Annotated in this window: 23 protein-coding genes; 18 read left to right on the top strand and 5 right to left on the bottom strand. The window is 36.4% G+C overall.

The genetic code is table 11. The annotated features are described in order from the left end of the window. The first annotated feature begins 32 nt into the window (after positions 1-32). The 15 genes from I0Q91_RS13685 (at position 33) to I0Q91_RS13755 (ending at position 13,730) form a co-directional block, all read left to right on the top strand. Positions 33-1,130, top strand: a complete 1,098-nt coding sequence (locus I0Q91_RS13685; protein ID WP_270455224.1) for a 4Fe-4S dicluster domain-containing protein — start codon at positions 33-35, stop codon at positions 1,128-1,130. A gap of 11 nt (positions 1,131-1,141) precedes the next feature. Continuing rightward, positions 1,142-2,857, top strand: a complete 1,716-nt coding sequence (ade, locus tag I0Q91_RS13690; protein WP_270455225.1) for an adenine deaminase — start codon at positions 1,142-1,144, stop codon at positions 2,855-2,857. Between the two features lie 93 nt (positions 2,858-2,950). Continuing rightward, entirely contained in the window at positions 2,951-4,288 is a 1,338-nt protein-coding gene (locus I0Q91_RS13695) for an NCS2 family permease (protein WP_270455226.1), read from the top strand. Positions 4,289-4,593: 305 nt separating this feature from the next. Next, the gene (locus I0Q91_RS13700) at positions 4,594-6,138 is read left to right on the top strand and encodes an acyl-CoA carboxylase subunit beta (protein ID WP_270455227.1); all 1,545 of its coding nucleotides are present in this window, start codon (positions 4,594-4,596) and stop codon (positions 6,136-6,138) included. A 29-nt stretch (positions 6,139-6,167) separates the two neighbouring features. Further along, a complete protein-coding gene (locus I0Q91_RS13705) occupies positions 6,168-6,566 on the top strand; it encodes an OadG family protein (RefSeq protein ID WP_270455228.1) in 399 nt (132 codons plus the stop codon). 22 nt (positions 6,567-6,588) lie between these two features. Beyond that, positions 6,589-6,987, top strand: coding sequence for a biotin/lipoyl-containing protein (locus I0Q91_RS13710; protein WP_270455229.1), 399 nt, complete (start codon positions 6,589-6,591; stop codon positions 6,985-6,987). Between the two features lie 24 nt (positions 6,988-7,011). Next, positions 7,012-8,142 (top strand): sodium ion-translocating decarboxylase subunit beta, encoded by a 1,131-nt coding sequence (locus I0Q91_RS13715; protein WP_270455230.1) that lies wholly within the window; start codon positions 7,012-7,014, stop codon positions 8,140-8,142. Between the two features lie 9 nt (positions 8,143-8,151). Further along, complete coding sequence (locus tag I0Q91_RS13720; protein WP_270455231.1) at positions 8,152-8,994, top strand: Asp23/Gls24 family envelope stress response protein; 843 nt, start codon at positions 8,152-8,154, stop codon at positions 8,992-8,994. After that, positions 8,963-9,568, top strand: a complete 606-nt coding sequence (locus I0Q91_RS13725; RefSeq protein ID WP_270455232.1) for a nucleotidyltransferase family protein — start codon at positions 8,963-8,965, stop codon at positions 9,566-9,568. The genes I0Q91_RS13720 and I0Q91_RS13725 overlap by 32 nt, the downstream gene beginning before the upstream one ends. Positions 9,569-9,580: 12 nt before the next feature. Then, positions 9,581-9,913, top strand: a complete 333-nt coding sequence (locus I0Q91_RS13730; RefSeq protein ID WP_270455233.1) for a winged helix-turn-helix domain-containing protein — start codon at positions 9,581-9,583, stop codon at positions 9,911-9,913. A 42-nt stretch (positions 9,914-9,955) separates the two neighbouring features. Further along, on the top strand, positions 9,956-10,804 hold the full coding sequence (gene yqeC / locus I0Q91_RS13735) for a selenium cofactor biosynthesis protein YqeC (protein WP_270455234.1): 849 nt from the start codon (positions 9,956-9,958) through the stop codon (positions 10,802-10,804). Further along, entirely contained in the window at positions 10,776-11,606 is an 831-nt protein-coding gene (gene yqeB / locus I0Q91_RS13740; RefSeq protein WP_270455235.1) for a selenium-dependent molybdenum cofactor biosynthesis protein YqeB, read from the top strand. Before yqeC ends, yqeB begins: the two co-directional genes overlap by 29 nt. Before the next feature lie 3 nt (positions 11,607-11,609). Beyond that, the gene (locus tag I0Q91_RS13745; RefSeq protein ID WP_270455236.1) at positions 11,610-12,365 is read left to right on the top strand and encodes an XdhC family protein; all 756 of its coding nucleotides are present in this window, start codon (positions 11,610-11,612) and stop codon (positions 12,363-12,365) included. After that, positions 12,365-12,706, top strand: coding sequence for an XdhC family protein (locus tag I0Q91_RS13750; protein ID WP_270455237.1), 342 nt, complete (start codon positions 12,365-12,367; stop codon positions 12,704-12,706). Before I0Q91_RS13745 ends, I0Q91_RS13750 begins: the two co-directional genes overlap by 1 nt. Before the next feature lies 1 nt (position 12,707). Continuing rightward, positions 12,708-13,730, top strand: coding sequence for a molybdopterin-binding protein (locus I0Q91_RS13755; protein WP_270455238.1), 1,023 nt, complete (start codon positions 12,708-12,710; stop codon positions 13,728-13,730). On the opposite strand, the gene I0Q91_RS13760 is transcribed toward I0Q91_RS13755, so the two are convergent. The 4 genes from I0Q91_RS13760 to kamA form a co-directional block, all read right to left on the bottom strand. After that, the gene (locus I0Q91_RS13760) at positions 13,727-13,999 is read right to left on the bottom strand and encodes an EscU/YscU/HrcU family type III secretion system export apparatus switch protein (protein ID WP_270455239.1); all 273 of its coding nucleotides are present in this window, start codon (positions 13,997-13,999) and stop codon (positions 13,727-13,729) included. The two genes, I0Q91_RS13755 and I0Q91_RS13760, sit on opposite strands and share 4 nt — an antisense overlap. A gap of 14 nt (positions 14,000-14,013) precedes the next feature. Continuing rightward, the gene (locus tag I0Q91_RS13765; protein WP_270455240.1) at positions 14,014-15,810 is read right to left on the bottom strand and encodes a hypothetical protein; all 1,797 of its coding nucleotides are present in this window, start codon (positions 15,808-15,810) and stop codon (positions 14,014-14,016) included. 26 nt (positions 15,811-15,836) lie between these two features. Beyond that, entirely contained in the window at positions 15,837-16,442 is a 606-nt protein-coding gene (locus I0Q91_RS13770; RefSeq protein ID WP_270455241.1) for a flavodoxin family protein, read from the bottom strand. 85 nt (positions 16,443-16,527) lie between these two features. Continuing rightward, positions 16,528-17,742: a lysine 2,3-aminomutase gene (kamA, locus tag I0Q91_RS13775; RefSeq protein WP_270455242.1), complete on the bottom strand. Its 1,215-nt coding sequence runs from the start codon at positions 17,740-17,742 to the stop codon at positions 16,528-16,530. Between the two features lie 169 nt (positions 17,743-17,911). On the opposite strand from kamA, the gene I0Q91_RS13780 reads away from it, so the two are divergent. Beyond that, positions 17,912-18,997 (top strand): alanine/ornithine racemase family PLP-dependent enzyme, encoded by a 1,086-nt coding sequence (locus I0Q91_RS13780; RefSeq protein WP_270455243.1) that lies wholly within the window; start codon positions 17,912-17,914, stop codon positions 18,995-18,997. Here the strand turns inward: I0Q91_RS13780 and I0Q91_RS13785 are convergent. Then, complete coding sequence (locus I0Q91_RS13785; protein ID WP_270455244.1) at positions 18,973-20,592, bottom strand: amidohydrolase; 1,620 nt, start codon at positions 20,590-20,592, stop codon at positions 18,973-18,975. The two genes, I0Q91_RS13780 and I0Q91_RS13785, sit on opposite strands and share 25 nt — an antisense overlap. A 171-nt stretch (positions 20,593-20,763) precedes the next feature. Here I0Q91_RS13785 and I0Q91_RS13790 point away from each other — a divergent pair, with 171 nt between their 5' ends. Further along, on the top strand, positions 20,764-22,242 hold the full coding sequence (locus I0Q91_RS13790) for a sigma-54 interaction domain-containing protein (protein WP_270455245.1): 1,479 nt from the start codon (positions 20,764-20,766) through the stop codon (positions 22,240-22,242). Between the two features lie 69 nt (positions 22,243-22,311). After that, the gene (locus I0Q91_RS13795) at positions 22,312-23,253 is read left to right on the top strand and encodes a LysO family transporter (protein ID WP_270455246.1); all 942 of its coding nucleotides are present in this window, start codon (positions 22,312-22,314) and stop codon (positions 23,251-23,253) included. Positions 23,254-23,263 lie beyond the last annotated feature (10 nt).

The following is a 23,263-nucleotide window of genomic DNA, read 5'->3' on the forward strand; positions in this document are numbered from 1 at the left end:
ATAATCTTAATCTAATAAGGAGATGATTGTTAATGGTTGATTTAAGTTTAGAACTATTTGGAACCGAATTCAAGAATCCTGTTATGCCCGCTGCTGGTCCACCAGTCAAGGACGCAAAATTGGCTAAAAAAGCTGCAGACGGAGGTGCAGGTGCAATTGTAACAAAGACGATCTCTGTAGAAGCTGCCCAGGTGCCAAGACCAAATATGGCATCAATTCGTGGTGGGTTTATGAATACAGAACTCTGGTCAGAAATGGGACCAGACCAGTGGCTGGATAATGAATATCCTGAGATAGCTAAACTGGGATTACCGGTAATTGTTGGTCTCGGTTATTCTGCTGAGGAAATAAAAGAGCTGGCAGCAAAGGTTGAACCCTATGCTGATGCCCTTGAACTTTCAACTCATTACTTAGGTGATGACCCGACTCCAGTTGTAGAAAGTATCAAAGCCGCTAAAGAGGGAGCGGACCTACCTGTCTGGGTAAAATTAAGCCCACAGATTGATATTCCAATGTTTGCTAAAGCTGCTGAAGAAGCAGGAGCAGATGGGCTTGTTTTAATTAACTCATTCGGACCAACTATTGACTTTGATGTTAAAGATGGTCGTCCATTAATGGGTAGTGCCAATGGGTTTGGCTGGTTATCAGGCCCGGCTATTTTCCCACTGGCATTAAGAGCAGTCTATCAGGCCGTAACCAGTGTTGATATCCCGGTTATTGGAGTTGGAGGTATTAGCAATGGTATAGATGCAATAAAAATGATAATGATGGGAGCAGAAGCAGTTCAGGTCTGCACAGCGCCTATCGTTAAAGGTCCTGAAGTCTATGGCAAGATAGTTAAAGAGATGGAAGAGTTTATGGAAGAACATGGCTACTCATCCCTTGATGAAATCAGAGGAATGGCTATAGAAGAAATGTATAGTGAAGACAAATTTGAAACAGTAGTTCCAGAAGTTACTGAAGAAAACTGTACAACCTGTATGCTCTGTATTGAAAGCTGTGTCTATTATGCAATTGAACTAGATGAGTCAGAAGAATTTATAAAAATTGATCCTGAGAAATGTGCAGGTTGTGGTTTGTGTGTGACTAGGTGTAATTTTGACGCCTTACATTTACCTCCACAACAATAGGGTTGATTAAAGTGAATAAATCGCTATTAAAAGTTGCTAGAGGAGAAGAGAAAGCCGATCTAGTTTTAAAAAATGGGAAAATAGTTGATTTATATAATTGTGAAATTATTGAAGCTGATTTAGCAATTAGTGCAGGAATAATTGTAGGTTATGGAGAATATAAAGGCAGAGAAGAAAAAGATTTAGAAGGTCAATATATTCTTCCTGGATTTATTGATGCTCATCTCCATCTTGAAAGTTCTATGGTTGAGCCGGCAGAATTCTGCCGGCTTGCAATTAATCGCGGGACATTAACTGTTATAGCTGACCCCCATGAAATTGCAAATGTAAGAGGTGTTGATGGGATTAAATATTTTTTAGATCAGGGCAATCAACTTCCCTGGAATTTCCATCTAATGCTTCCCTCCTGTGTTCCTGCTACTGAAGCAGAAACAACAGGTGCAAATCTAACAGCTGATGATCTTTATAATTTAATTAATGAGCCAGGTATATTTGGGCTTGGTGAAGTGATGGATTATCCAGGAGTTATAAAGGGAAGCGATATAGTCTGGGATAAACTAGAAACCTTCAAAGATTATTTTATAGATGGACATGCCCCGGAAGTTGCAGGCAAAGACCTCAATGCCTATCTTTTAGGTGGAATACAGGCTGATCATGAATGTACAACAGCTAAAGAGGCAAAAGAGAAAGCCGCTCGGGGTATGTATATAATGATCAGGGAAGGCTCAGTTACAAAAGATATGGAAGAATTATTACCTGCTGTTAAGGATATTAACCATTCCTCTTTTATGCTGGCTACTGATGATAGACATGCAGATGACCTTCTATTGGAAGGCCAGATAGATCATCTCATTAAAAGAGCCATTGAATTAGGTATGGAACCAATCAAAGCATATCGACTTGCTACTTTAAATCCTGCTAAAGCTTTAGGTTTGAATGATAGAGGGGCTATTAGTCCAGGCAAGAGAGCCGACCTAGTAATACTTCAAAATCTGGAAGAAGTAAAAATATCTGAAGTATATAAAGATGGTGAGCTTATTTCAAAAGATTATGAGGCCCTCAACTTCCCGGAGATAAATAAAAATACTGAAATTTATCAGAATGTTATTGATACTGTAAATATTTCAGCAGTTAAACAAGAAGATTTTTCCTTGCCCCTTGCTAAAACCTATCGAGTTATTGAGATAGTCGAAAACCAGATAATTACAAGGGAGAGACAAATTGAAAGAGAACCTGGTGAAAATCCAGGAGATTTCTTAAATAGAAATAGTTTAACCAGAGTAGCTGTTATTGAAAGACATAATGCTACAGGAAATATTGGCTTAGGTTTAATTAGTGGCTTAAATATTCAAAATGGTGCTATAGCCAGTTCTATAGCCCATGATTCTCATAATATTATTGTAGCAGGTAAAGGCAGAGAAGATATGTTAGTCGCTGTTGAAAGACTTGAAGAATTATCAGGTGGCCAGGTAGTTGTATCAGATGGTAAAGTAATAGCAGAACTGCCATTACCAGTGGCAGGGTTAATGTCTGATTTATCACTTGAAGAGGTCTCTAAAAGGTTAAAAACCTTAGATCAAGCAGCAGAAGAAATAGGTATAGATATTAAGAGTCCTTTTATGGTGCTGGCATTTCTGGCATTACCAGTAATCCCGGATATTAAAATTACTGATAAAGGGTTATATGATGTTAAATCTTCAAAACATATAGATTTAACCTTAAACTAAATTATACTAAGGAGGTGTTTTACAAAAAAAATATATAATAGTTAATTCTGATTATGTTGGTGTCATAGACAATACAAGGAGGTAATAAAAAAGATGGCAAAAGACAGTCAGGTAGAACCAGCTAAGGAAGGCTTTTTGAATGATGTCTTTAAATTAAGAGAAAATAACACAAATGTTAAGACAGAAGTTATTGCAGGTATTACTACATTTATGACAATGGCCTATATTATATTTGTTAACCCTTCAATTTTAAGTGATGCAGGAATGCCATTTGAAGGTGTATTTATTGCAACTATTGCCGGTATAATACTCGGTACACTGGCAATGGCAATCTTAACTAACTATCCATTTGCTCTGGCTTCAGGAATGGGTCTAAATGCATTCTTTGCTTATACAGTTGTAATAGGTATGGACGTTGCCTGGCAGGTAGCGCTTGGTATTATATTCTTTGAAGGATTATTATTTATTGCTTTAAGTGTTACCCCGGTCCGAGAAATGATTGTAAATTCAATTCCTATGTGCTTAAAAACCGGTATTTCAACAGGTATTGGCCTCTTTATTGCATTTATAGGATTCCAGAATGCAGAATTAGTAGTAGGTTATGACGCTACATTAGTAACTATTGGTGAAGTTCTTTCAGGACCAGGTTTAGTAGCTATGGTGGGACTTGTATTTTCTGGTATTTTATATGCCCTTAAAATCAAAGGTGCTTTGCTCTGGGGTATCTTAGGTGCAACTTTATTTGGCTTTATAAATGGAGTAACACCAATGCCGGATGGAATTATAGAATTCCCAACATTTGCTGCCTGGAATGAAGTTTTATTTGAATTAGAATTTGCTGCTGTTTTTGACTTTGGTCTAATTGCTGTTATTCTTTCATTCCTGTTTGTTGATCTCTTTGATACAGCAGGAACCCTTGTAGGTGTCAGTCAGCAAGCTGGTTATCTTGATGAAAATGGAGACCTTCCAAAAGCAAGCAGAGCCTTACTGGCAGATGCTATTGGTACCACCGGTGGAGCTCTATTTGGTACCAGTACAGTTACCACATATGTAGAATCAGCTTCAGGTGTAGCTGAAGGTGGTAGGACCGGTTTAACAGGTGTAGTAGTATCATTCTTATTCTTCCTGTCATTATTCTTTATGCCTATAGTTGGAATTGTACCAGCAGCAGCTACTTCACCAGCCTTAATTATTGTTGGTACCATGATGATGACAAATATAACTAAATTAGACTGGGATGATTATACAGAGATCCTGCCAGCATTTATGACAATGGTAGTTATGCCATTTACTTATTCAATTGCTGACGGTATTGCTGTTGGATTTATTGTCTATCCATTGATCAAATTATTTACCGGCCAGGGCGAGGATGTCCACTGGCTTGTATACGTTCTTGGTGTAGTCTTTGTTGCCTACTTTGTATTCCTATAATAGCAAAATATTGAATAATGATAAAAGGAGCGGGGATTCCCCCGCTCTTTCGTTTATATGAACGCTTGTAAGTTAAGCTGACATAGAATATAATAAAAGAGAAAGTCGATATATTTGGATACATATTCAAAGGGACCTGGCGGTTACCCGACGGTTACCAAGCGGTATCTTTGAGCAAATTTCACAAAGTATTTTTAGATACCATTTATAAAAATTTAATAGCTATTTATAAAGGGAACTGGCAAATAATCTAGAATAAAAATTATATGGTAAGTAATATTATTATTAAACGAGGAGGGTATATTTTGGACGATAAATTCAAAGAGCTTAAAGAAAAGCGAGAAAAGATTAAATTAGGCGGCGGTCAGAAGAGAATTGACAAGCAGCATGATAAAGGAAAATATACTGCCAGAGAGCGGATCGATATGCTTCTAGATGATGGCAGTTTTCAGGAAATTGGAATGTTTGTTAAACATAGAGTAGGCGATCTTGGCCTTGATGAAAAAGAGATACCAGGTGAAGGTGTCGTTACTGGTAGAGGAACAATTAATGGTAGAAACATCTTCGTCTTCGCCCAGGATTTTACAGCCATGGGCGGCTCATTAGGAGAGATGCATGCCAAAAAAATCTGGAAGATTATGGACCTGGCTGAAAAGGCAGGAGCACCACTAATCGGCCTTAACGATTCAGGAGGAGCCAGAATCCAGGAGGGAGTTCATTCCTTAAGCGGTTATGGTGGAATATTTTATAGAAACTCCCGTAATTCAGGAGTGATTCCTCAATTATCAGTTATTCTTGGTCCCTGTGCCGGAGGTGCAGTCTATTCACCTGCACTAACAGACTTCATCTTCATGGTAGATAAAACCAGTAAAATGTTTATTACCGGCCCTCAGGTTATTAAATCTGTTACCGGGGAAGAAGTATCTGCGGAAGACCTCGGCGGTGGCATGGCTCACAACCAGTTCAGCGGGGTAGCACATTTCCTCGATGATAATGAAGATGCCTGCTTTGATAGAATCAAAAAATTATTGTCATTTATTCCAGACAATAATATGCAGTCACCTCCATTTAAAGAAACCTCAGATCCCCTTGATAGAACTGAGGAAGTACTAAGAACTACTGTACCAGAATCACCAAATAAAGCCTATGATATAAGAGATGTTATAGAACTAGTAGTTGATGATAAAGATTTCTTAGAAGTCCAACCTTATTTTGCAGCCAATGTTGTTGTTGGTTTTGCCAGATTAGGTGGCCATAGTGTTGGAATCATAGCCAATCAGCCAAAAGTAAAAGCAGGCTGCCTTGATATTGATTCCTCAGATAAAGCGGCTCGTTTCATCCGTTTCTGTGATTCGTTTAATATTCCACTACTAACTTTAACTGATGTCCCTGGTTATCTACCTGGGGTAGAACAGGAGCATGGTGGAGTCATCAGACATGGGGCAAAGCTATTATACTCTTATAGTGAAGCGACAGTACCTAAATTAAATGTCATATTAAGAAAAGCATATGGCGGTGCCTATATAGCTATGAGTAGTAGCCATCTAGGAGGAGATTACGTCTTTGCCTGGCCACAGGCTGAAATAGCAGTTATGGGTCCACAGGGAGCAGCCAATATCATCTATCGTAAAGAGATTAAAAATGCCGACAACCCAGAAGAAGTCAGACAGGAAAAGATAGATGAATATAGAGAAAGCTTTGCCAATCCGTATCAGGCTGCAGCCCAGGGTTTTGTTGATGATGTAATCTTGCCTGAAAATACAAGGCCAGAACTTATCCGGGCATTAGAATCAATCAAAGAGAAAAAAGATGAATTACCAGATAAAAAACATGGTAATTTTCCTGTATAAATATTTTCAAGAATTGAAAGGGGGAGAATATGTCACCTCTAGAATTAATTAGAGATGCAGAAACTCTGGCAGAAATGACTTTAGGTGAAACTCTGGTTGCTGGAGTTCAGATAGCATTGGTTGGTATGATTGTTGTCTTTAGTATCTTATTTTTATTAATGGTTTCAATTAAAATAATGGAAAGGCTGGTTAATGGAAATGATTCAGATAGACCTACTAAAAAGGCTAAACCAGATCCAGATAAAGACCCAGGGGGAAAACCTAAACCTGAACAGGATTCATTAGATCCAGAAATTCTGGCAGTAATAACAGCTTCAATTCAAAGCTTTTACGGTCCAGATAAAAAGTTTAAGATTTTAAGAGTTAAAGACCATCAAGAAAATATTTCAGCCTGGGGCCAGCAGGCCAGAGGCGGTAGAAAGAAATAATTATTGAGGAGGAAATATCTTAATGAGTAAAAAGTTTAAAATTACAGTAGAGGGAAAAACATATGAAGTTGAAGTCGAAGAATTAGGTGCTACCAGTTCTTCAAACCCTTCACCTGCACAGCCTGCTCAAAAGTCTGAAAGAGTACAGGCACCAGCATCTAAAAAGTCAGCAGCAGGAGCCAAAAAACAACAACCAGCAGCTACCGGTGGTGGAGTTGTTGAAGCACCAATGACAGGTAAAATTATTGATGTAAAAGTATCAAAAGGTGAAGAAGTTAGTCAGGGAGATCTAATAGTTGTTTTAGAAGCAATGAAAATGGAAAATGAGATATATGCTCCAGCAGCAGGAGAAGTAACTGAGATTATGGTTGCTGCTGAAGATTCAGTAGACTCTGGTGACCCTCTTTTAAAGATAGAGTAGGCCCAGTAAAAGGAGGTTAAGACTTTGTTTTCAACATTGGTCGACTTTTTTAGCGAGTCAGGCTTAGTCCTTATTGGTTATAGAGAAATTATAATGATTGTAGTTTCATTTGTACTATTATATTTAGGAATCGTCAAAAAATATGAACCGTTATTACTTATCCCAATAGCCTTTGGTATGCTTTTAGTCAACCTGCCAATGACCGGTTTAATGGCAGAAGCAACATCAGACCAACCGGCTGGTTTATTCCAGTATTTCTATATGGGTAACGCCTTAGGTGTCTTTCCGCCGTTAATCTTTTTAGGCGTAGGAGCGATGACAGATTTTGGTCCGCTTATCGCCCATCCTAAAAGTCTACTTTTAGGTGCTGCCGCTCAATTTGGTATTTTTGTAACTTTTCTCGGTGCAGTTTTACTGGGCTTTACAGGTCAGGCAGCAGCACCAATTGGTATTATCGGTGGGGCCGATGGGCCAACTGCTATTTATCTATCAAGTTTAATGGCACCTGAATATCTAGGAGCAATAGCCATAGCAGCTTATGCGTATATGGCCCTGGTACCAGTGATTCAACCACCAATTATGAAACTTTTAACTAATGAAGAAGAAAGAAAGATTAAAATGGAACAGCTCAGGCCTGTTTCCAGGAAAGAAAAGATTATCTTTCCAATAATGGTTTCTGTAATTGTAATTCTATTAGTTCCAGCTTCAGCTCCTTTGGTTGGAATGTTAATGCTAGGTAACCTCTTTAAAGAAGCAGGGGTAGTCGATAGATTAAGTGATGTTGCTCAAAATGCTCTGGTTAATACAGTTACTATCTTTCTTGGAGTAGCAGTTGGAGCAAGTGCTTCAGCAGATAGATTCCTTCAGGCAGATACATTACTTATCCTTGTTCTTGGTGTTGTGGCCTTTTCCTTTGGTACAGCTACAGGCCTTATCCTTGCTAAAATCATGAATTATTTCAGCAAGAGCAAGATCAATCCTTTAATAGGAGCAGCCGGGGTTTCAGCAGTTCCAATGGCTGCTAGAGTCGTTCAGAAAATTGGCCAGCAGGAAAATCCATCAAACTTCCTTTTGATGCATGCTATGGGGCCAAATGTAGCAGGAGTAATAGGTTCAGCAGTTGCAGCTGGCGTCCTATTATCGATCTTCGGTTAAGTGATTGCTATGGAAGTATATGCACTTGTTGGGCCCAGTGGCAGCGGTAAAAGTCATCGAGCCAGAGTTGTGGCCTATGACTATGACATTCCTTTGATTTTAGATGATGGTCTTTTAATCCATGATGGCAAAGTTATTGGCGGTTCCTCAGCTAAAAAGGAAAATAGTAGACTTGCTGCTATTAAAAGAGCTATTTTTCATTATTCAGACCATCTAGAAGAGGTTAAAAAAGCTATCAGAGAAAGCCAGGCCGATAAGATTCTGGTTCTTGGTACCTCTATTGAAATGGTAGAAAAAATAGTTTCCAGATTAGAGTTACCAGAAATAACGGAAATGATAATGATCGAAGATATTGCTTCAGAAGATGAAATAGCCCGGGCTATTGAAACAAGGGCCCGGGAAAACAAACATGTTATTCCTGTTCCGACAATTGAAGTAAAAAGCCAGTTCCTCGGCTATTTTATCGACTCCTTAAAGGTTTTATTTAATCGGGAAGAGGATGACCTGGCCAGAGAGAGTACAGTAGTTAGAGCCAGATTTAATTATCTAGGTGGCCTGATAGTCTACAATAAAGTATTTAGAGATGTAGTTTATTATATCTCGGATCAGGCAGATATTATAAGTCAGCTTAGAAATGTTAGAATCTCAAAAGAAGAAGACGGCATGACCATATTTGTAGTAGTTATAATCAAGTATGGATATGTAATCCATGAGGCTTTAAATGATTTCAAGCATAATCTGGCCAATTCTCTTGAGAGATTTACAGGAATAGATGTCAAGGCTATTAATGTTGAAGTAGCAGGCATGGAGGTTGATAAAGATGATCTCAGCAATAATTCTAGCAGCAGGTGAAGCAAGTAGAATGGGTAAACTTAAACAGTTATTACCCTGGGAGGATAGCACCATTCTTGGAACAGTAATAAAAAATATACAGGAATCCAGGCTGGAAGGACAGATCCGGGTAGTTCTTGGTGCTGAATCAGATCGAATTAAAAGAGAATTATCAGATTACAACTGTCAGTTTCTAACTAATCCTGACTATACAAGGGGTATGTTCAGTAGTGTTATGACAGGAATCCAGAATCTTCCAGAGACTACAACAGGTTTACTCTTTATGCTGGCCGATCAGCCCCTTGTAACTACCGGGATTTACAATAAGCTTATTAATTATTTTAAAGAAGAAGAGCCACTCCTTTTAGTTCCAAGCTATAAAAAGCGACGAGGCCATCCTTTAATAATATCAGCTGAACTCATCCCGGAGATCCATAAATTAGGAGAAGATGGCGATCCTGAAGGTGGCTTAAGATCTCTCTTAGATAAATATGAAGATGATATTGAATATTATAATGTCGATAAAGAGGGCGTAATTATAGACTTAGATTATTATGAAGATTATCAGAAGTATTATTCAGATCATCATTCTTAAGGGTGTGATAATTTGAGCCAATATAAAGTTAACTATAAAATCTGGTTAGAAAAGGAAGACAAGGTTTTTGGTCAGGGGCCTAAAGAAATTCTTGAATTAATAGAGCAGACAGGATCCCTTCATCAAGCGGCCCAAAAGATGAATATGTCCTATAGCCAGGCCTGGAACTTAATAAAAACCTTAGAAGGGCGACTTGGCTTTAAGCTTATCTCTGCTCAGGCAGGGGGCAAAGGTGGAGGCGGCTCCAGTTTAACTGAAGAAAGCCGAAAATTGTTAAAAGATTATTCAAGATTTATTGAAGAAGCAGAAAAAAGTTTAAAAGAGTTAGAGGAGAAATTTTTTTAGATATCGTTATATTAAATCAGATATAACGAACGGGGGTGTCTAATGAGAAATAAGAAAGGTTTAATAGATTTATGGGAGATTAGACCAGGTGAACTAAACTGGTTTATTGGAGCCGGAGGCAAAACTACAACAATAAATAAATTGGCCAGGGGGTTGAATTATCATAATACCATAATTTCAACAACAACAGCAATTCTGAAGCCTGAATCTATTCCCCATAGAGTAGCATTTATTAATAGTTATCAAGAATTATATGATGAAGTTGCTAAATATTCCAGGTCCAGTTATTCTAATCAACAAGTCCTGGTTCTGGCTTCAGCCCAAAAACCACATTCGTTAAGCAGGTTTAAAGGTGAAAAATTGCTTGGTTTAAATCCAGAATGGTTGACAGCAATAGCCAAAGAGTTTCCAGAGTTCTATTACTTAGTAGAAGCCGATGGTTCAGCAAATAGATCGATAAAAATACCTGCAGACCATGAACCAGTCCTGCCAGAAACTATTGATAATTTATTTTTGCTCCAGGGGTTAAGTCCATTAAAAAGATCAATTAATAAGAATTTTGATAAGAGAATAATGCATAGAGCCGATTTATTTGAACATAGTAACAAAAAACCATCTCTTAGTAGTTATAAAATGCTCTACAACCCACTAAATTGGGGTCATAATAGATTTAAAAATGCCAGGCAGATAAGATTTACCTTAACTCAAATTGACAGCAATATATTAGGTTTTTCGAGCTCTTTGATTGACTATTTGTTTAAAGAATATATTAAGCTTGATAATTTAAAATCAATTACCGCAGTCAATTATCGAAAAAAGCCAGAAATAATCTATCATAGTAATAGAGAGGAGTATCTTAATAGTGGATATAATAAATTTAAAAGATATTAAAGTTCTGCTAAAAGGTGGCGGAGATTTAGCCTCTGGAATAGGATATAGATTAAATAGGGCAGGTTTTAATCTGTTGATTGTAGAAAAACCAGAACCAACAGCAATAAGAAGGACTGTCTCCTTTGCCAGTGCAATTTATCAGGGCCAGCTAGAAGTTGAGGGTGTTAGAGGCACTAAAGTAAAAAATATCGAAGAAGCAGAAGAATGCTGGAGTGAGGGGTCAGTACCGGTTATTACAACTAACCAAAAAGATTTATTATCCAGATTCAAACCTGATATAATCATTGATGGCAGAATGTTAAAAGAAAGGACTGATCAGACAATAGATGAAGCCAGGCTGGTCATTGGAATAGGTCCTGGCTTTACAATTAATCAAAATTGTCATCTTGCTGTAGAAACCAATCGTGGTCATCATTTAGGCAGGGTTATTTATGAAGGGTCTACTGCGAAAAACACAGGAAGTCCAGGCAATGTCAATGGTTATACAGATGAAAGGGTAATTCATGCACCTGAAGCCGGAACCTTTCAATCAGATTGTCAGATAGGCCAGAAGGTTAATACAGGAGAGGTAATCGGTAAAGTAAAAAATATAATTTTAAAAACAAAGATATCAGGTGTTATAAGAGGCCTTTTAAAGCCAGGTATCGAAGTCAAAGCAGGCACAAAGCTGGCTGATGTTGATCCAAGATCTGAAGAAAATTATTGTTACTATATTTCAGATAAAGCCCTGGCAATAGCAGGAGGAGTCCTTGAAGCAATTTTTTACTGGTATAATTCAGATAATATGAAAGGGGTCTCATAAATAATGAATAAGTTTTTTTGGAAAGAATTACAGAATTTAATAAAAAGCGGTGAAGCTGGTCTTATTGCAACTTTTATTGATGGAGATTTTTCAGGTAAGTTTTCTCTTTTCGATAAATCTGACCGCCTTGTAATTACTGAAGATAACTGGATATCAAATATAAAAAATAAATCCAAGATTGATATTGATTATTTCAAAAATATATTCAAACAATACAAAAACATTAATCAACCTATTCTGGATAAATTCAGCAGTCAAAATGGCGAGGTAGAAGTATATCTTGAAAATCTCCAAAAGATAGATCGATTGATGCTTTTTGGAGCCGGCCATGTGGCCCAACCACTGGCAAAAATTGCAGCAATGAATGATTTTGCTGTAGAGGTGATAGATGATAGAGCTGATTTCAATAATCCAGATAATTTTCCAGATGCAGAGGAACATCATTGCCAGAGTTTTGCTGAATTTCTTGATAACTATCAACCACAACCAGGTGATTATATAGTTATCGTGACCAGAGGTCATAAACATGATTATGATGTCTTAAAATCAGTTATTTCTGGCGACTGGGATTACCTGGGCATGATAGGTAGCAAGAGAAAAGTTAAATTATTATTTGACGATCTAAAAGAAGAAGAGTTTGATTTAAATAGACTCGAGCAGGTAGATGCTCCAATAGGAGTAGAGATTAATAGCGAAACACCGGCTGAAATAGCAGTATCTATCATGGCTGCAATGATAAAGAGGAGGCGGTCTAACTAATGGAATTAGATATAGTCAATAAATTAGTTGAAGCAGAAAAAGAAAAACTTTCAGTAGTTTTGGCTACAGTCATTAAATCCCATGGATCTTCACCTAGGGAAGAAGGAGCTCAGATGCTGGTCTGGCCTGATAGCTCAATTTCCGGAACTATTGGAGGAGGCCCTGCTGAAGCAAAAGTCATTGAAAAATCAATAGAGATGCTTGAAGATAATAGAAAAGAACCAACTAAACTTCATTTCAAAATGGATAATGATACCTCGGCTAAAACTGGTGGAATCTGTGGTGGAAATGTCGATATATTTTTAGAGCCATATAATTTTAATAATGAGGGAGTGCACTAAATTGGAAAAATTAGCAGTTGAAGATGCAGTAGGACATGTTTTAGCACATGATATAACTGAAATAAAACCAGGAGAAAATAAAGGGCCTGCTTTTAAAAAAGGCGATATTATTAAAGAGGAAGATATCCCCCATCTACTTGATTTAGGCAAGAAGCATATCTATATCTGGGAGAAAAAACCAGGCTATCTCCATGAGAATGAAGCAGCAGCCAGGCTGGCAGATTTAGGCCAGGGCAAGAATGTTAACAGATCAGAGCCATCAGAAGGAAAAATCAATCTCTATGCAGCCAGAGATGGTCTGTTAAAAATTGATAAAGAACTTTTATTTAAAATAAATATCAAAGATAAACTAATGATGGCAACCAGACATAATTATACACCGGTTAAAGAGGGAGACTATTTAGCTGGAACCAGGATTATTCCGTTATTAATTGCTGAAGAAGAGCTTGAAGCAGTTGAAACAGAAATAAAAAATCATAAAATAGTTGATGTTATTCCATATGAAAGTAAAAAAGCAGCTATCATCACAACAGGTAGTGAAGTTTATGATGGTAGAATAAAAGATAAATTCACACCAGTTGTTGAAGAAAAACTCTCTAATTATAATATCAAAACAGTCCATAAAAAGTTAGTAACCGATGATAAAGCTTTAATTACAGAAGCTATAGAAGAGGCAATTGCTTTAGGGGTAGATATAGTAGTCTGCACTGGTGGTATGTCAGTAGATCCAGATGATTTAACACCGGCAGCAATTAAAAATGCAGCTGATGAAGTAATAACCTATGGCGCTCCAGTATTACCAGGGGCAATGTTTATGTTAGGTTATCAGAATGATACGCCTCTGGTTGGATTGCCTGGCTGTGTAATGTTCTCTAAAACAACAGTATTTGATCTAATGCTGCCAAGAATTGCAATCAATGAAAGACTAACTGGAGCAGATATTGCAGCCTATGGTCATGGAGGCTTATGTTTATCCTGTGAAACTTGTGTTTATCCAGATTGTAACTTTGGTAAAGGTGTTTAATTTTCCTCCTCTAAACTATAAATAAAAGCCAATATCTCTGCCACGACCTGATATAAGTCGACAGGGATTTCCTGGCCAATCTCCAGGGCCAGTAGAGTTTTAACAAGATCTTTATCTGTCTGAATCGGGATATTATTCTCCTCAGCTTTCTTTAAAATCTTTTCGGCTATATCGCCTTTACCTTTGGCCAGTATTTTAGGGGCAGAATCTTTTTCAAGATCATAACCAAGGGCAGCAGCCTGCTGCTCTCTATTATTCTTTTTAGTCATTATTATCATCCTTTTTAAGCTTTAATGTCAATATGCCGATATTTATCGATGACTTCTTTAATACTTAGATCATCTTTTATATCAATAGTTTCTGTAATTATTTCTTCCCTTAATTCTAAATTATTGATTTCATCAATAGTTTTAGTCTCAATAGTGACTAGATTATAATTTGATCTAGCAATATTATCTTTTAAAGTTTCTAAATTGTTATCAATAGATTCCTTTAAATTAGCGCTGGTAGTGATAAAATTAGCTTTGATTTTTTTATTTAAAATGTTGATATCTGCTTTAACCGTAGATTTTTCTGAAAGGTCAATAATAAAGCTTAATTGATAACTCTTATTTTCTTTATTTTTATCAGCTTTAGCATCTCTTGTAACTCTCAAATACAATTTATCTGGAGTATTTTTTTCATCATTTATAAATAGAGGTAATTCAATATATAATAGAAGTTGTTGATTCTCACTTAAATTAGAAACCTGATTGAGCATAGTTAAACTAGCAGCAGAAGATAGATTGTCTGATTCAGCAAATAAACTTGTGAAATCACTTTCAGTAAGAAATTCTATAAATTCAGAAAAATTATTAATATTAAAATTATCCGGGAATTGATTTTCATAACTTAAAGCCTCTAGAAAGAACTTTCTTACAGGGAGATTATTTCTATCTAAAAATGCTGCAGCTTTTATTAATAATCTCTGAAGATTAGAATCAGAGTTTTCCGAGATGAATTCAATTAAAGGCACTACTAACTCTGGGTCTAAAGGTAACTCAGAAGCCAGCCAGCTCTGAAAAAATAATGTTTGATTTTCAGTAGATAATTCTCCAAAACTATTAATTAGATTATCAAGGGCCGATGATAATTCTGGACTTTCTTGATCTGCTTTAATAGATAGATTATCATTAATAAAGCTATGGTTATCTTGAATAATTTTTTCCAATTCAAATTTTATAACTTGATTTATTCTTGCAGCCATTATATCCTCCTTGATTAACTTTGAAACCTGATTTAACAAAGCTATTCCAATAGCAGAAGAAAGTGAGTTTGATTTGGAAAATGTATATGAAAATCCACCTTTATTAAGGGTTTTTATAAGTTCAGATAGATTATTAATATTAAAATTATCAGTTGATTGATTTCCTATAGAGATTTCTCTGAAGTCATCAGCAAAACTATCAATTGCTAAATAGTTTTTATTTGAGGAGTTTTCAGCAAATATTTTATTATCATTTAGTAAATTTTGTTCTATTTCAAGCTCAATAATTTGATTAATCATCGAATCTAGAGCATTATCTTTACTTAAATTAGATATCTGATTTAACAAAGCTATTCCAATAGCAGAAGAAATTTTGTTTGAATGAGTAATTATATCTGAAAAACCGCCTTTATTTAAAAATTCAATAAGGTCAGATAGGCTATTAATATTAAAATTTTCAATCAATTGATCTTCATAACTCAAAATCTTTAAGAAGAAATTTTTTACAGAAAGATTATTACTACTTAAAAAATTAGCAGAAGTTATTATCAATCTCTTGATATTAGAATCAGGATTTTCTGATATAAATTTTATCAGTTGTAATGTTAATTCTTGATCTAAAGGTAATTCAGATGCAATCCAGTTTTGAAAAAATGCTTGTTGATCTTTAGTAAATAATTCCCCAAAATCATTAATAAGATTATCAATATCTGATAAAGTTTCTGCAACAGGTTGATTTGCTTTAAAAGAAAACTCTTTATTCTTTAAGCTCTGGCTTTCTCGCATAATCTTTTCTAATTCAACTTTTATAACTTTATCGATCCTTGAAACCATAATATCCTCCTGCTCTAATTGAAGAATTAATCATCAACAAATTCAGATATCAGATCTTTGCCAATTTGATTTAATTTATTTAAGGATTCTTCATCTTCAGAAATTAGATTGTCATCAGTATTGGGATATAAAAATTGAGTGAATTTTTTTGCGTTTATCGCTCTAAAAAATAAAGAAGTTACTTTCTCTAAGGCAATGAATTGGTCTTCGTAACCAGGAGCTCCAGCTGCTCCGATCAAAACAGATCTTCTTTTTTTATCCCTATCTATAATAGGTTCTTCCAGCACATATTTACTGGCCCAGATCGGCTGGCAGCGATCAATCATTTTCTTAATATGAGAGGGCATACCATTAAAATAAATAGGTGAAGCAAGTAAAACTATATCAGCTCTATCAAAATCCTTTAACAACTCAGTCATATCATCATTGAATACACATTTAGCAGTCTTATCACAGTTGAAACAGGCAGTACAGGTTTTAATATCCATCATAAAAGGTTTTATTATTTTTTCAGATATTTCTATATTCTCAGTTACTGCTTTTTCTTTACAGCCATCTATAATTTTATCCAGCATAAAGCTACTATTACTATTAGAACGGGGACTTCCCTTAATTGCAAGTATATTTAACATCTGCTATTACCTCCTATCGATTAATCTAATTGTATAGGCATAGCCTTATTATGTCAATAAACAGAGAAGTCCCCTATAAATTATTTTATTTTACATTATCCTTTTTAGTATCTAAACTATATTTATCATTTTCAGCCAGCAAACTGACTCCCCCAGTATGTTCCGGAATATGATCTTCTTTAGCTTCATAACCAGGTTCTGTATAGGCAAATACCTTGCCCTCAAAATTACGGAGTACGACTTTTCCAGGTGATCTGGATATTAAATATTGTGGATTGACAGGAATCTTGCCTCCTCCACCAGGTGCGTCGATTACATATGTTGGTACAGCCATACCAGTTGTATGCTGTCTTAAAGATTCAATAATACTAATACCTCTATCGACTCTGGTTCTAAAATGTTCAATTCCCTGTGATAGGTCACACTGATAGATATAATACGGCTTAATTCTCATTTTTAATAAACCGTGAACTAATTCCCGCATAATTTTTGGATTATCATTAATACCCTTTAAAAGAACAGACTGGTTACCAACAGGAATACCTGCATCTGCCAGTAATTGGGCTGCTCTTTCTGTTTCAGGTGTGATTTCATCAGGATGATTAAAATGAGTGTTCAAATAAATTGGATGATATTTTTTAAGCATATTCACAAGTTCTGGAGTTATTCTCTGTGGCATGACAACAGGGGTCCTTGATCCAATTCTAATAATTTCTACATGGTCAATCTCCCTTAATTTTTTAATTATCTTTTCCAGTTTTTTATTGGAGATTAAAAGAGCATCTCCACCTGAAATCAGAACATCTCGAACCCTTGGTGTTTCTCTAATATAATCTATAGCCTTTTCAATCTTTCCTAATGGTAGAGATTCATCAGTAGAGCCGGCAAATCTCCTCCTGGTACAATGCCTGCAGTACATCGAACACTGGTCAGTTACAAGTAAAAGAACACGATCAGGATAGCGATGAGTCAAACCTGGTACCGGAGAATCAACATCTTCATGGAGAGGATCTTCCATATCGGCTTTTCCAAGATTTAATTCCTCGGATACTGGTACAGCCTGCTTTTTGATCGGACAATCAGGATCATCATTATTAATTAAACTTGCATAGTAAGGAGTTATAGCCATTCTTAATTTTCCTAGAGCCTGATCTATCTCTTCCTTTTCCTGATCTGTTAGATCAATAACTTTACTTAAATGTTCAACATCAGAAATTCGATTTTTTAGTTGCCAGCGCCAGTCTTTCCAGTCAGATTCTTTAACATCTTTCCAGAGATCAATCTTCTTATATTCCTGCATAAAATTTCCCCCTAATTAGGTTTGGTTTTAAATTTTTATGATCATAGTAATATTAAATGCAATTTTTATGCCAGTTAAATTTTCTTTCTGCTAGCAACTGGACTGGCAATTTCATATAATTTATTGTTATAATAGATAGGAAAGCAATAATAAACTGGAGGTATAAATAATGACTAAATATCCCTGTACAAATATTCATTTAGATAAGATTAGAGAAAACGCCAGCCAGATGAGAGAAAAATGTGCTGCCAGTGGTGTTAAACTTGCTGGAGTTGCAAAAGGTGCTGCCGGAGACCTCAAGGTTGCCCGAGCTTTTCTGGAAGGTGGGATAGAGCAGCTTGCAGATTCAAGAATCCAAAACTTAAAAAAGTTTAAAGAAGCAGGTTTAGAAGCTGAAATGCTGCTGTTAAGATTACCTCATCCCGGGGAGGCAGAGGATGTAATTAAATATGCTGACATTAGTCTTAATACCGAATTAAAGACTCTTAAAGCCCTTTCTAAAGCAGCCATAACTAAAAATAAAAAGCATAAAGTTATAATTATGGTAGATGTCGGTGATCTAAGAGAAGGTGTAATGCAGGATGACCTTCCTGATTTTCTAGTGGAAGCTCTAGAACTGGATGGAATAGAAGTATTAGGAATAGGAACAAATGTAGGTTGCTATGGTGGAGTGCTGCCAACTTCAACTAATACAAAGGTTCTTGTAGATTTAAGAGATAGACTGGAAACTACTCTAAATTGTAAACTTCCAGTTATCTCAGGAGGTAATACCGCCACATCAATCCTGTTAGAAAGAGATGAACTTCCCAGAGGAATCAACCATTTTAGAATTGGTGAAGGAATCATTCAGGGAACCGATGTAACCCATCAAAGAGATTTAATGGGTTTTAACAGGCAGAATATCACCCTGACAGCCCCGATAATTGAGTTGAAAAATAAGCCATCAGTTCCAACAGGAGAGATAGGCCATGATGCCTTTGGCCAGAAGCCAGAATTTGAAGATAAAGGCACCAGGCTTAGAGCAATCCTGGAAGTTGGCCGTCAGGATGTCAGACCTGATGGAGTTAAGCCAACTATTGAAGGTATTGAAGTAATTGGGGCCAGCAGCGATCACCTTCTCCTTGATGTAACAGACTCAGAAAAAGAACTGGAAGTTGGAGATTTAATCACCTTTGAACTGGGCTATGGTGCAATGCTTTCAGCTATGACCACTAATTATCTTTATAGAAATTATATTGATTCAGAGTCTGAATAAACTTTTTCACCATGCTGATAAGTAGCTGTAACCTTTATATCTGAGATATTTTCTGCTGGAACCTTATTAGGATTATCTGAAAGCACCACAAAATCAGCCAGCTGACCTGGTTTTAAGTCGCCTTTATAATTGTTTTCTCCGCTTATCATCGCTCCTGCGCTGGTGAATAAATCCCAGGCCATATCCAGTTCTAATTTCTCATCAGGTCTCCAGCCAGCAGCAGGTTTATTATCTTTATCCTGTCTGGTTATTGCAGTCTGGATTCCCCAGAGAGGGTTGATAGGTTCAATTGGTGCATCAGAACTTCCAGCCAGACAGGCCCCTTTATCAATTAAACTCTTCCAGGCATATGAATTACTGGCCAGGTCTTTGCCTACATATTTTTCAACAAATTTCCAGTCTGTAGCAACAAAGGCAGGCTGGATAGCCAGGTTCATATTTAAATCTCCAAGTCTGGATAGTTGCTCTTTCCTTGAAATCTGGCAATGGATTAGTAAAGATTCATTAATTTCAAAACCATTTTCACTGGCCTTTTCCATGGCATTTAAAGCTGTATCTAACGCCTTATCGCCAATAACATGAATTGCAGCTGTGAAACCATATTCAGCAGCTGTATTCAATAAATTGATCAGCTTATTTTCAGTTAATAATAAATCTCCATAATTAGAATTGCTACTAGAATAAGGCTTGCTTAATGCAGCAGTCCTGGCTCCGAGGGAGCCATCTAACATAATCTTTAAAGGCCCGTGCAATTTCCAGTAATCACCCTGACCGGTCTGGCAGTTATTTTTATTTAGCCATTCTATTTCCTTTAAAGAATTGACCCTTTGCTGTAGCCATAATCTCGGAAAACTATCCCTGTTTTCAATTAATTTATTGTAAGCTGAGAGCATAAGATCAGGCCTATTTATAGCATTAAGATCATCAGTTCCAACTGATGTAATTCCCTGAGCCAGGAGTTTCTTGCTTGCTGATACAAGAGTTTTAACAACTGATTCTGGCTCTGGCTTTGGTAGGTTATCCTCTAAAAGATCTATGGCACTATCATAAAGCCGGCCATCTGGTCGACCATCTTTATATCTTCCAATCCGGCCACTTTCTGGTGCTTCAGTATTCTTATTAATATTGGCCAATTCCAGAGCTTTAGAGTTTAAAGCTGCAGCATGATAGCAGGCTCTGGTTATAATTAATGGCCTGTCATCAACTAAATTATCAAGAACCTTGCGATCAGGCAGTCTCCCGCCAGGTAGGTTTTGATCATGCAATCTAACTGCTCTTAACAATTTATCACTATCTTTATTTTCTAGCCATTTAACAATTTTTGTTTTTAACTCACTTAAAGAATTGACATCTGAAAGGTCCAGAGCTTGAATATCTTTCCCCAGTTGATATAAATGGAGATGGGAATCATTAAAGCCTGCAGTTACAGTCTTTCCTTTAAGATCTACTTTAGGTAGATCCCCCCATTCTCCTAAGAGTGAACTTTTATTTCCAGTCGCAACAACTCTGCCATTTTTCACTAAAAAAGCAGCATCTTCTTCCCAGTCATTATAAGCTTTTCTTAAATTACAATTATAAAATAATCTATTATTCATTATATTTCCTCCTCGAATATAATAATATCATAAAAACTTAAGACTAATAAACACGAAAAATATTTTGCTTTTAGAAAAATATTTTGCACTAAAAGCAGGTATTTTTAAATTAAAATTGAATAGTAATAATTAGAAAGGTAATATTCACTTTATTATAGGGGGAAATATTAGATGGTTAAGCTTGATGATATTATTATGACCGATGATGGCGAAAAATTATTGAATGGTGAAATCTGGCAACAGATTGTTAATTCTCTGGATGAAGGCATGCATATAGTTGATCAACGGGGTAGAACAATCTTATATAATCAAAGGGCATCAGAACTTGATGGACTAAAGCCAGAAGAAGTTTTGGATAAAAATATATTTGAGGCTTTTCCTTCATTGACATATGAAAGCAGCACCCTGATGCAGACTTTAAATAATAGAAAGACATATAATAATGAACAGCAGACTTTTGTTAATAAAAAAGGCCAGCAGATAACAACGATCAATAAAACCTTTCCATTAGTTCTTGCAGATGGTAGCAAGGCAGCTATGGAGATTTCCAGGGATATCACTCACCTTCAGGAAATGGTTGAAAATGTTTCAGATTTAAGAAATAAATTTTATAACCAGAAAAAGTTAAAATCCAATCAGGTTAAAGATAATAATACGACATATACCTTTAAAGATCTAATTGGGGAGGAAAAACACTTTAAGAATCTCATTAAATCAGGGATTAGAGCAGCTCAGAATGATTCTTCAGTTTTAATAATTGGTGAGACAGGAACTGGCAAAGAATTATTTGCTCAGGGAATTCATAATGCCAGTCCTAGAGTCGATAAGCCCTTTATTGCTCAGAACTGTGCAGCTCTACCTAGAAATCTTCTAGAAAGTCTTTTATTTGGAACAGAAAAGGGTAGCTTTACTGGAGCTCATTCTAAACCCGGGCTTTTTGAGCAGGCAGAGGGGGGAACAATTCTCCTGGATGAAATTAATTCTTTAGACTATGATCTCCAGGCAAAATTATTAAGAGTTCTCCAGGAAGGGAAAGTTAGAAGAGTTGGTGGACAAAAAGAGATAGATGTTGATATTAGAGTTATTTCAACAATGAATCAGAGTCCAGACCAGGCCTTTGCAGAAGGGACTCTCCGCCAGGATTTATTTTATAGAATTAGTGTTGTCTCCTTTGAACTCCCGCCTTTAAGAAAGAGAAAGGATGATATTCCAGTATTAGCTGACTACTTTATATCTAATTTCAACCAAAAGTTCGGGCAGAATCTTAATGGAATAAGTGAACAGCTTTTAAATAAGATGAAAAACTATCACTGGCCAGGCAATGTCCGGGAATTAAAGCATATGATCGAATGTGGCTTTAATCTCTGCCAGGATGGTTCCTGCATTGATCTAGAAATTTTACCAGAATATCTCCAGAAGAAATTAAATCAAAATAGTTTCTCTGAAAAGAAAAAAGAAAATAAATTAGAAGAGATTCCTTCAGTTAAAGACCTTTCATCATTATCAGATTACCTTGAACAGATAGAGGTTGAGCTTATTCAGGAAGCTTTAGAACTTGCAGACAATAACATTACTAAAGCTGCCAGAGAATTAGATCTATCCAGACAATCTCTCCAGTATAAATTGAAAAAATATAATATCGAAGTTTAGAGATTTCAGTAAAGTTGGTATAAAATTTGCATATTTATTAAAGATAGAAGAGACTAGAGGAGGATTTATATGAATCTTTGGTTGATTGTGGCATTTTTAGTAGCTGGTTTTTTATTTGGTTTCTGGCGACATCAGGATAAAAGAGTAAGTAAAGCTTCAGATCTGGTAATATTTTTTGGTCTGATGGTTTTAATCTTTATCATGGGAACTAGAATTGGTGCCGATGAAGAAGTCATAGCAGATCTCGGTCAGATAGGTTTTCAGGCCTTTGTCATAGCAGTTGGTGCTATTGCAGGAAGTGTAATCTTTCTTTATCTATTTTCATTTTATCTAAAAGCAGCTCTGGATCATAAGGAAGGCTCAGTTGATGGCTATCAGGAGATGGTTACAGCTGAAAATGGTGGAGCTTTAAAACTGACAGGCCAGATAATGGCTATAGTCATAGCTGGATTAGTTACTGGCTGGCTCTTATTGCCCCAGACAGTTCTGCCAGTATTAGAAAATCTAACTGTAGCCGCCCTGGCAATCTTACTTTTAGGTGTTGGCATAGATATTGGCCAGAATAGATTGATTTTTAACCAGATCAGAGCATTAGGAATCCGTTTAATCATAATTCCTTTATTTGTAGCATTAGGAAGTATTTTAGGTGCTGTTATTTCCGGAACCATAATTGGTCTGGCTGCCAATGAAACAGCAGCAGTCGGTGCTGGTTTTGGCTGGTATAGCCTTTCAGCAGTAATGCTCACAGATTTACATAGTGTTGAGTTAGGCTCTCTGGCATTTTTAACAAATATCATCAGGGAGTTGCTGGCTTTAATCTCCATTCCACTGATATCAAGATTTTTAGGAGGAATCCCGGCAATTGGACCAGGAGGGGCGACAACAATGGATGTCACCCTGCCTTTATTAAGGGAATCTGGTGGTGAGGCAATAGTCATTCCAGCCTTTATCAATGGAGTAATTCTTTCGACCTTGGTCCCAATTCTGGTTCCTTTCTTATTAAATCTATAAAGGAGTGAAG

The organism is Halonatronomonas betaini (genome assembly GCF_015666175.1).
GTDB classification, from domain to species: Bacteria; Bacillota; Halanaerobiia; order Halanaerobiales; family Halarsenatibacteraceae; genus Halonatronomonas; species Halonatronomonas betaini.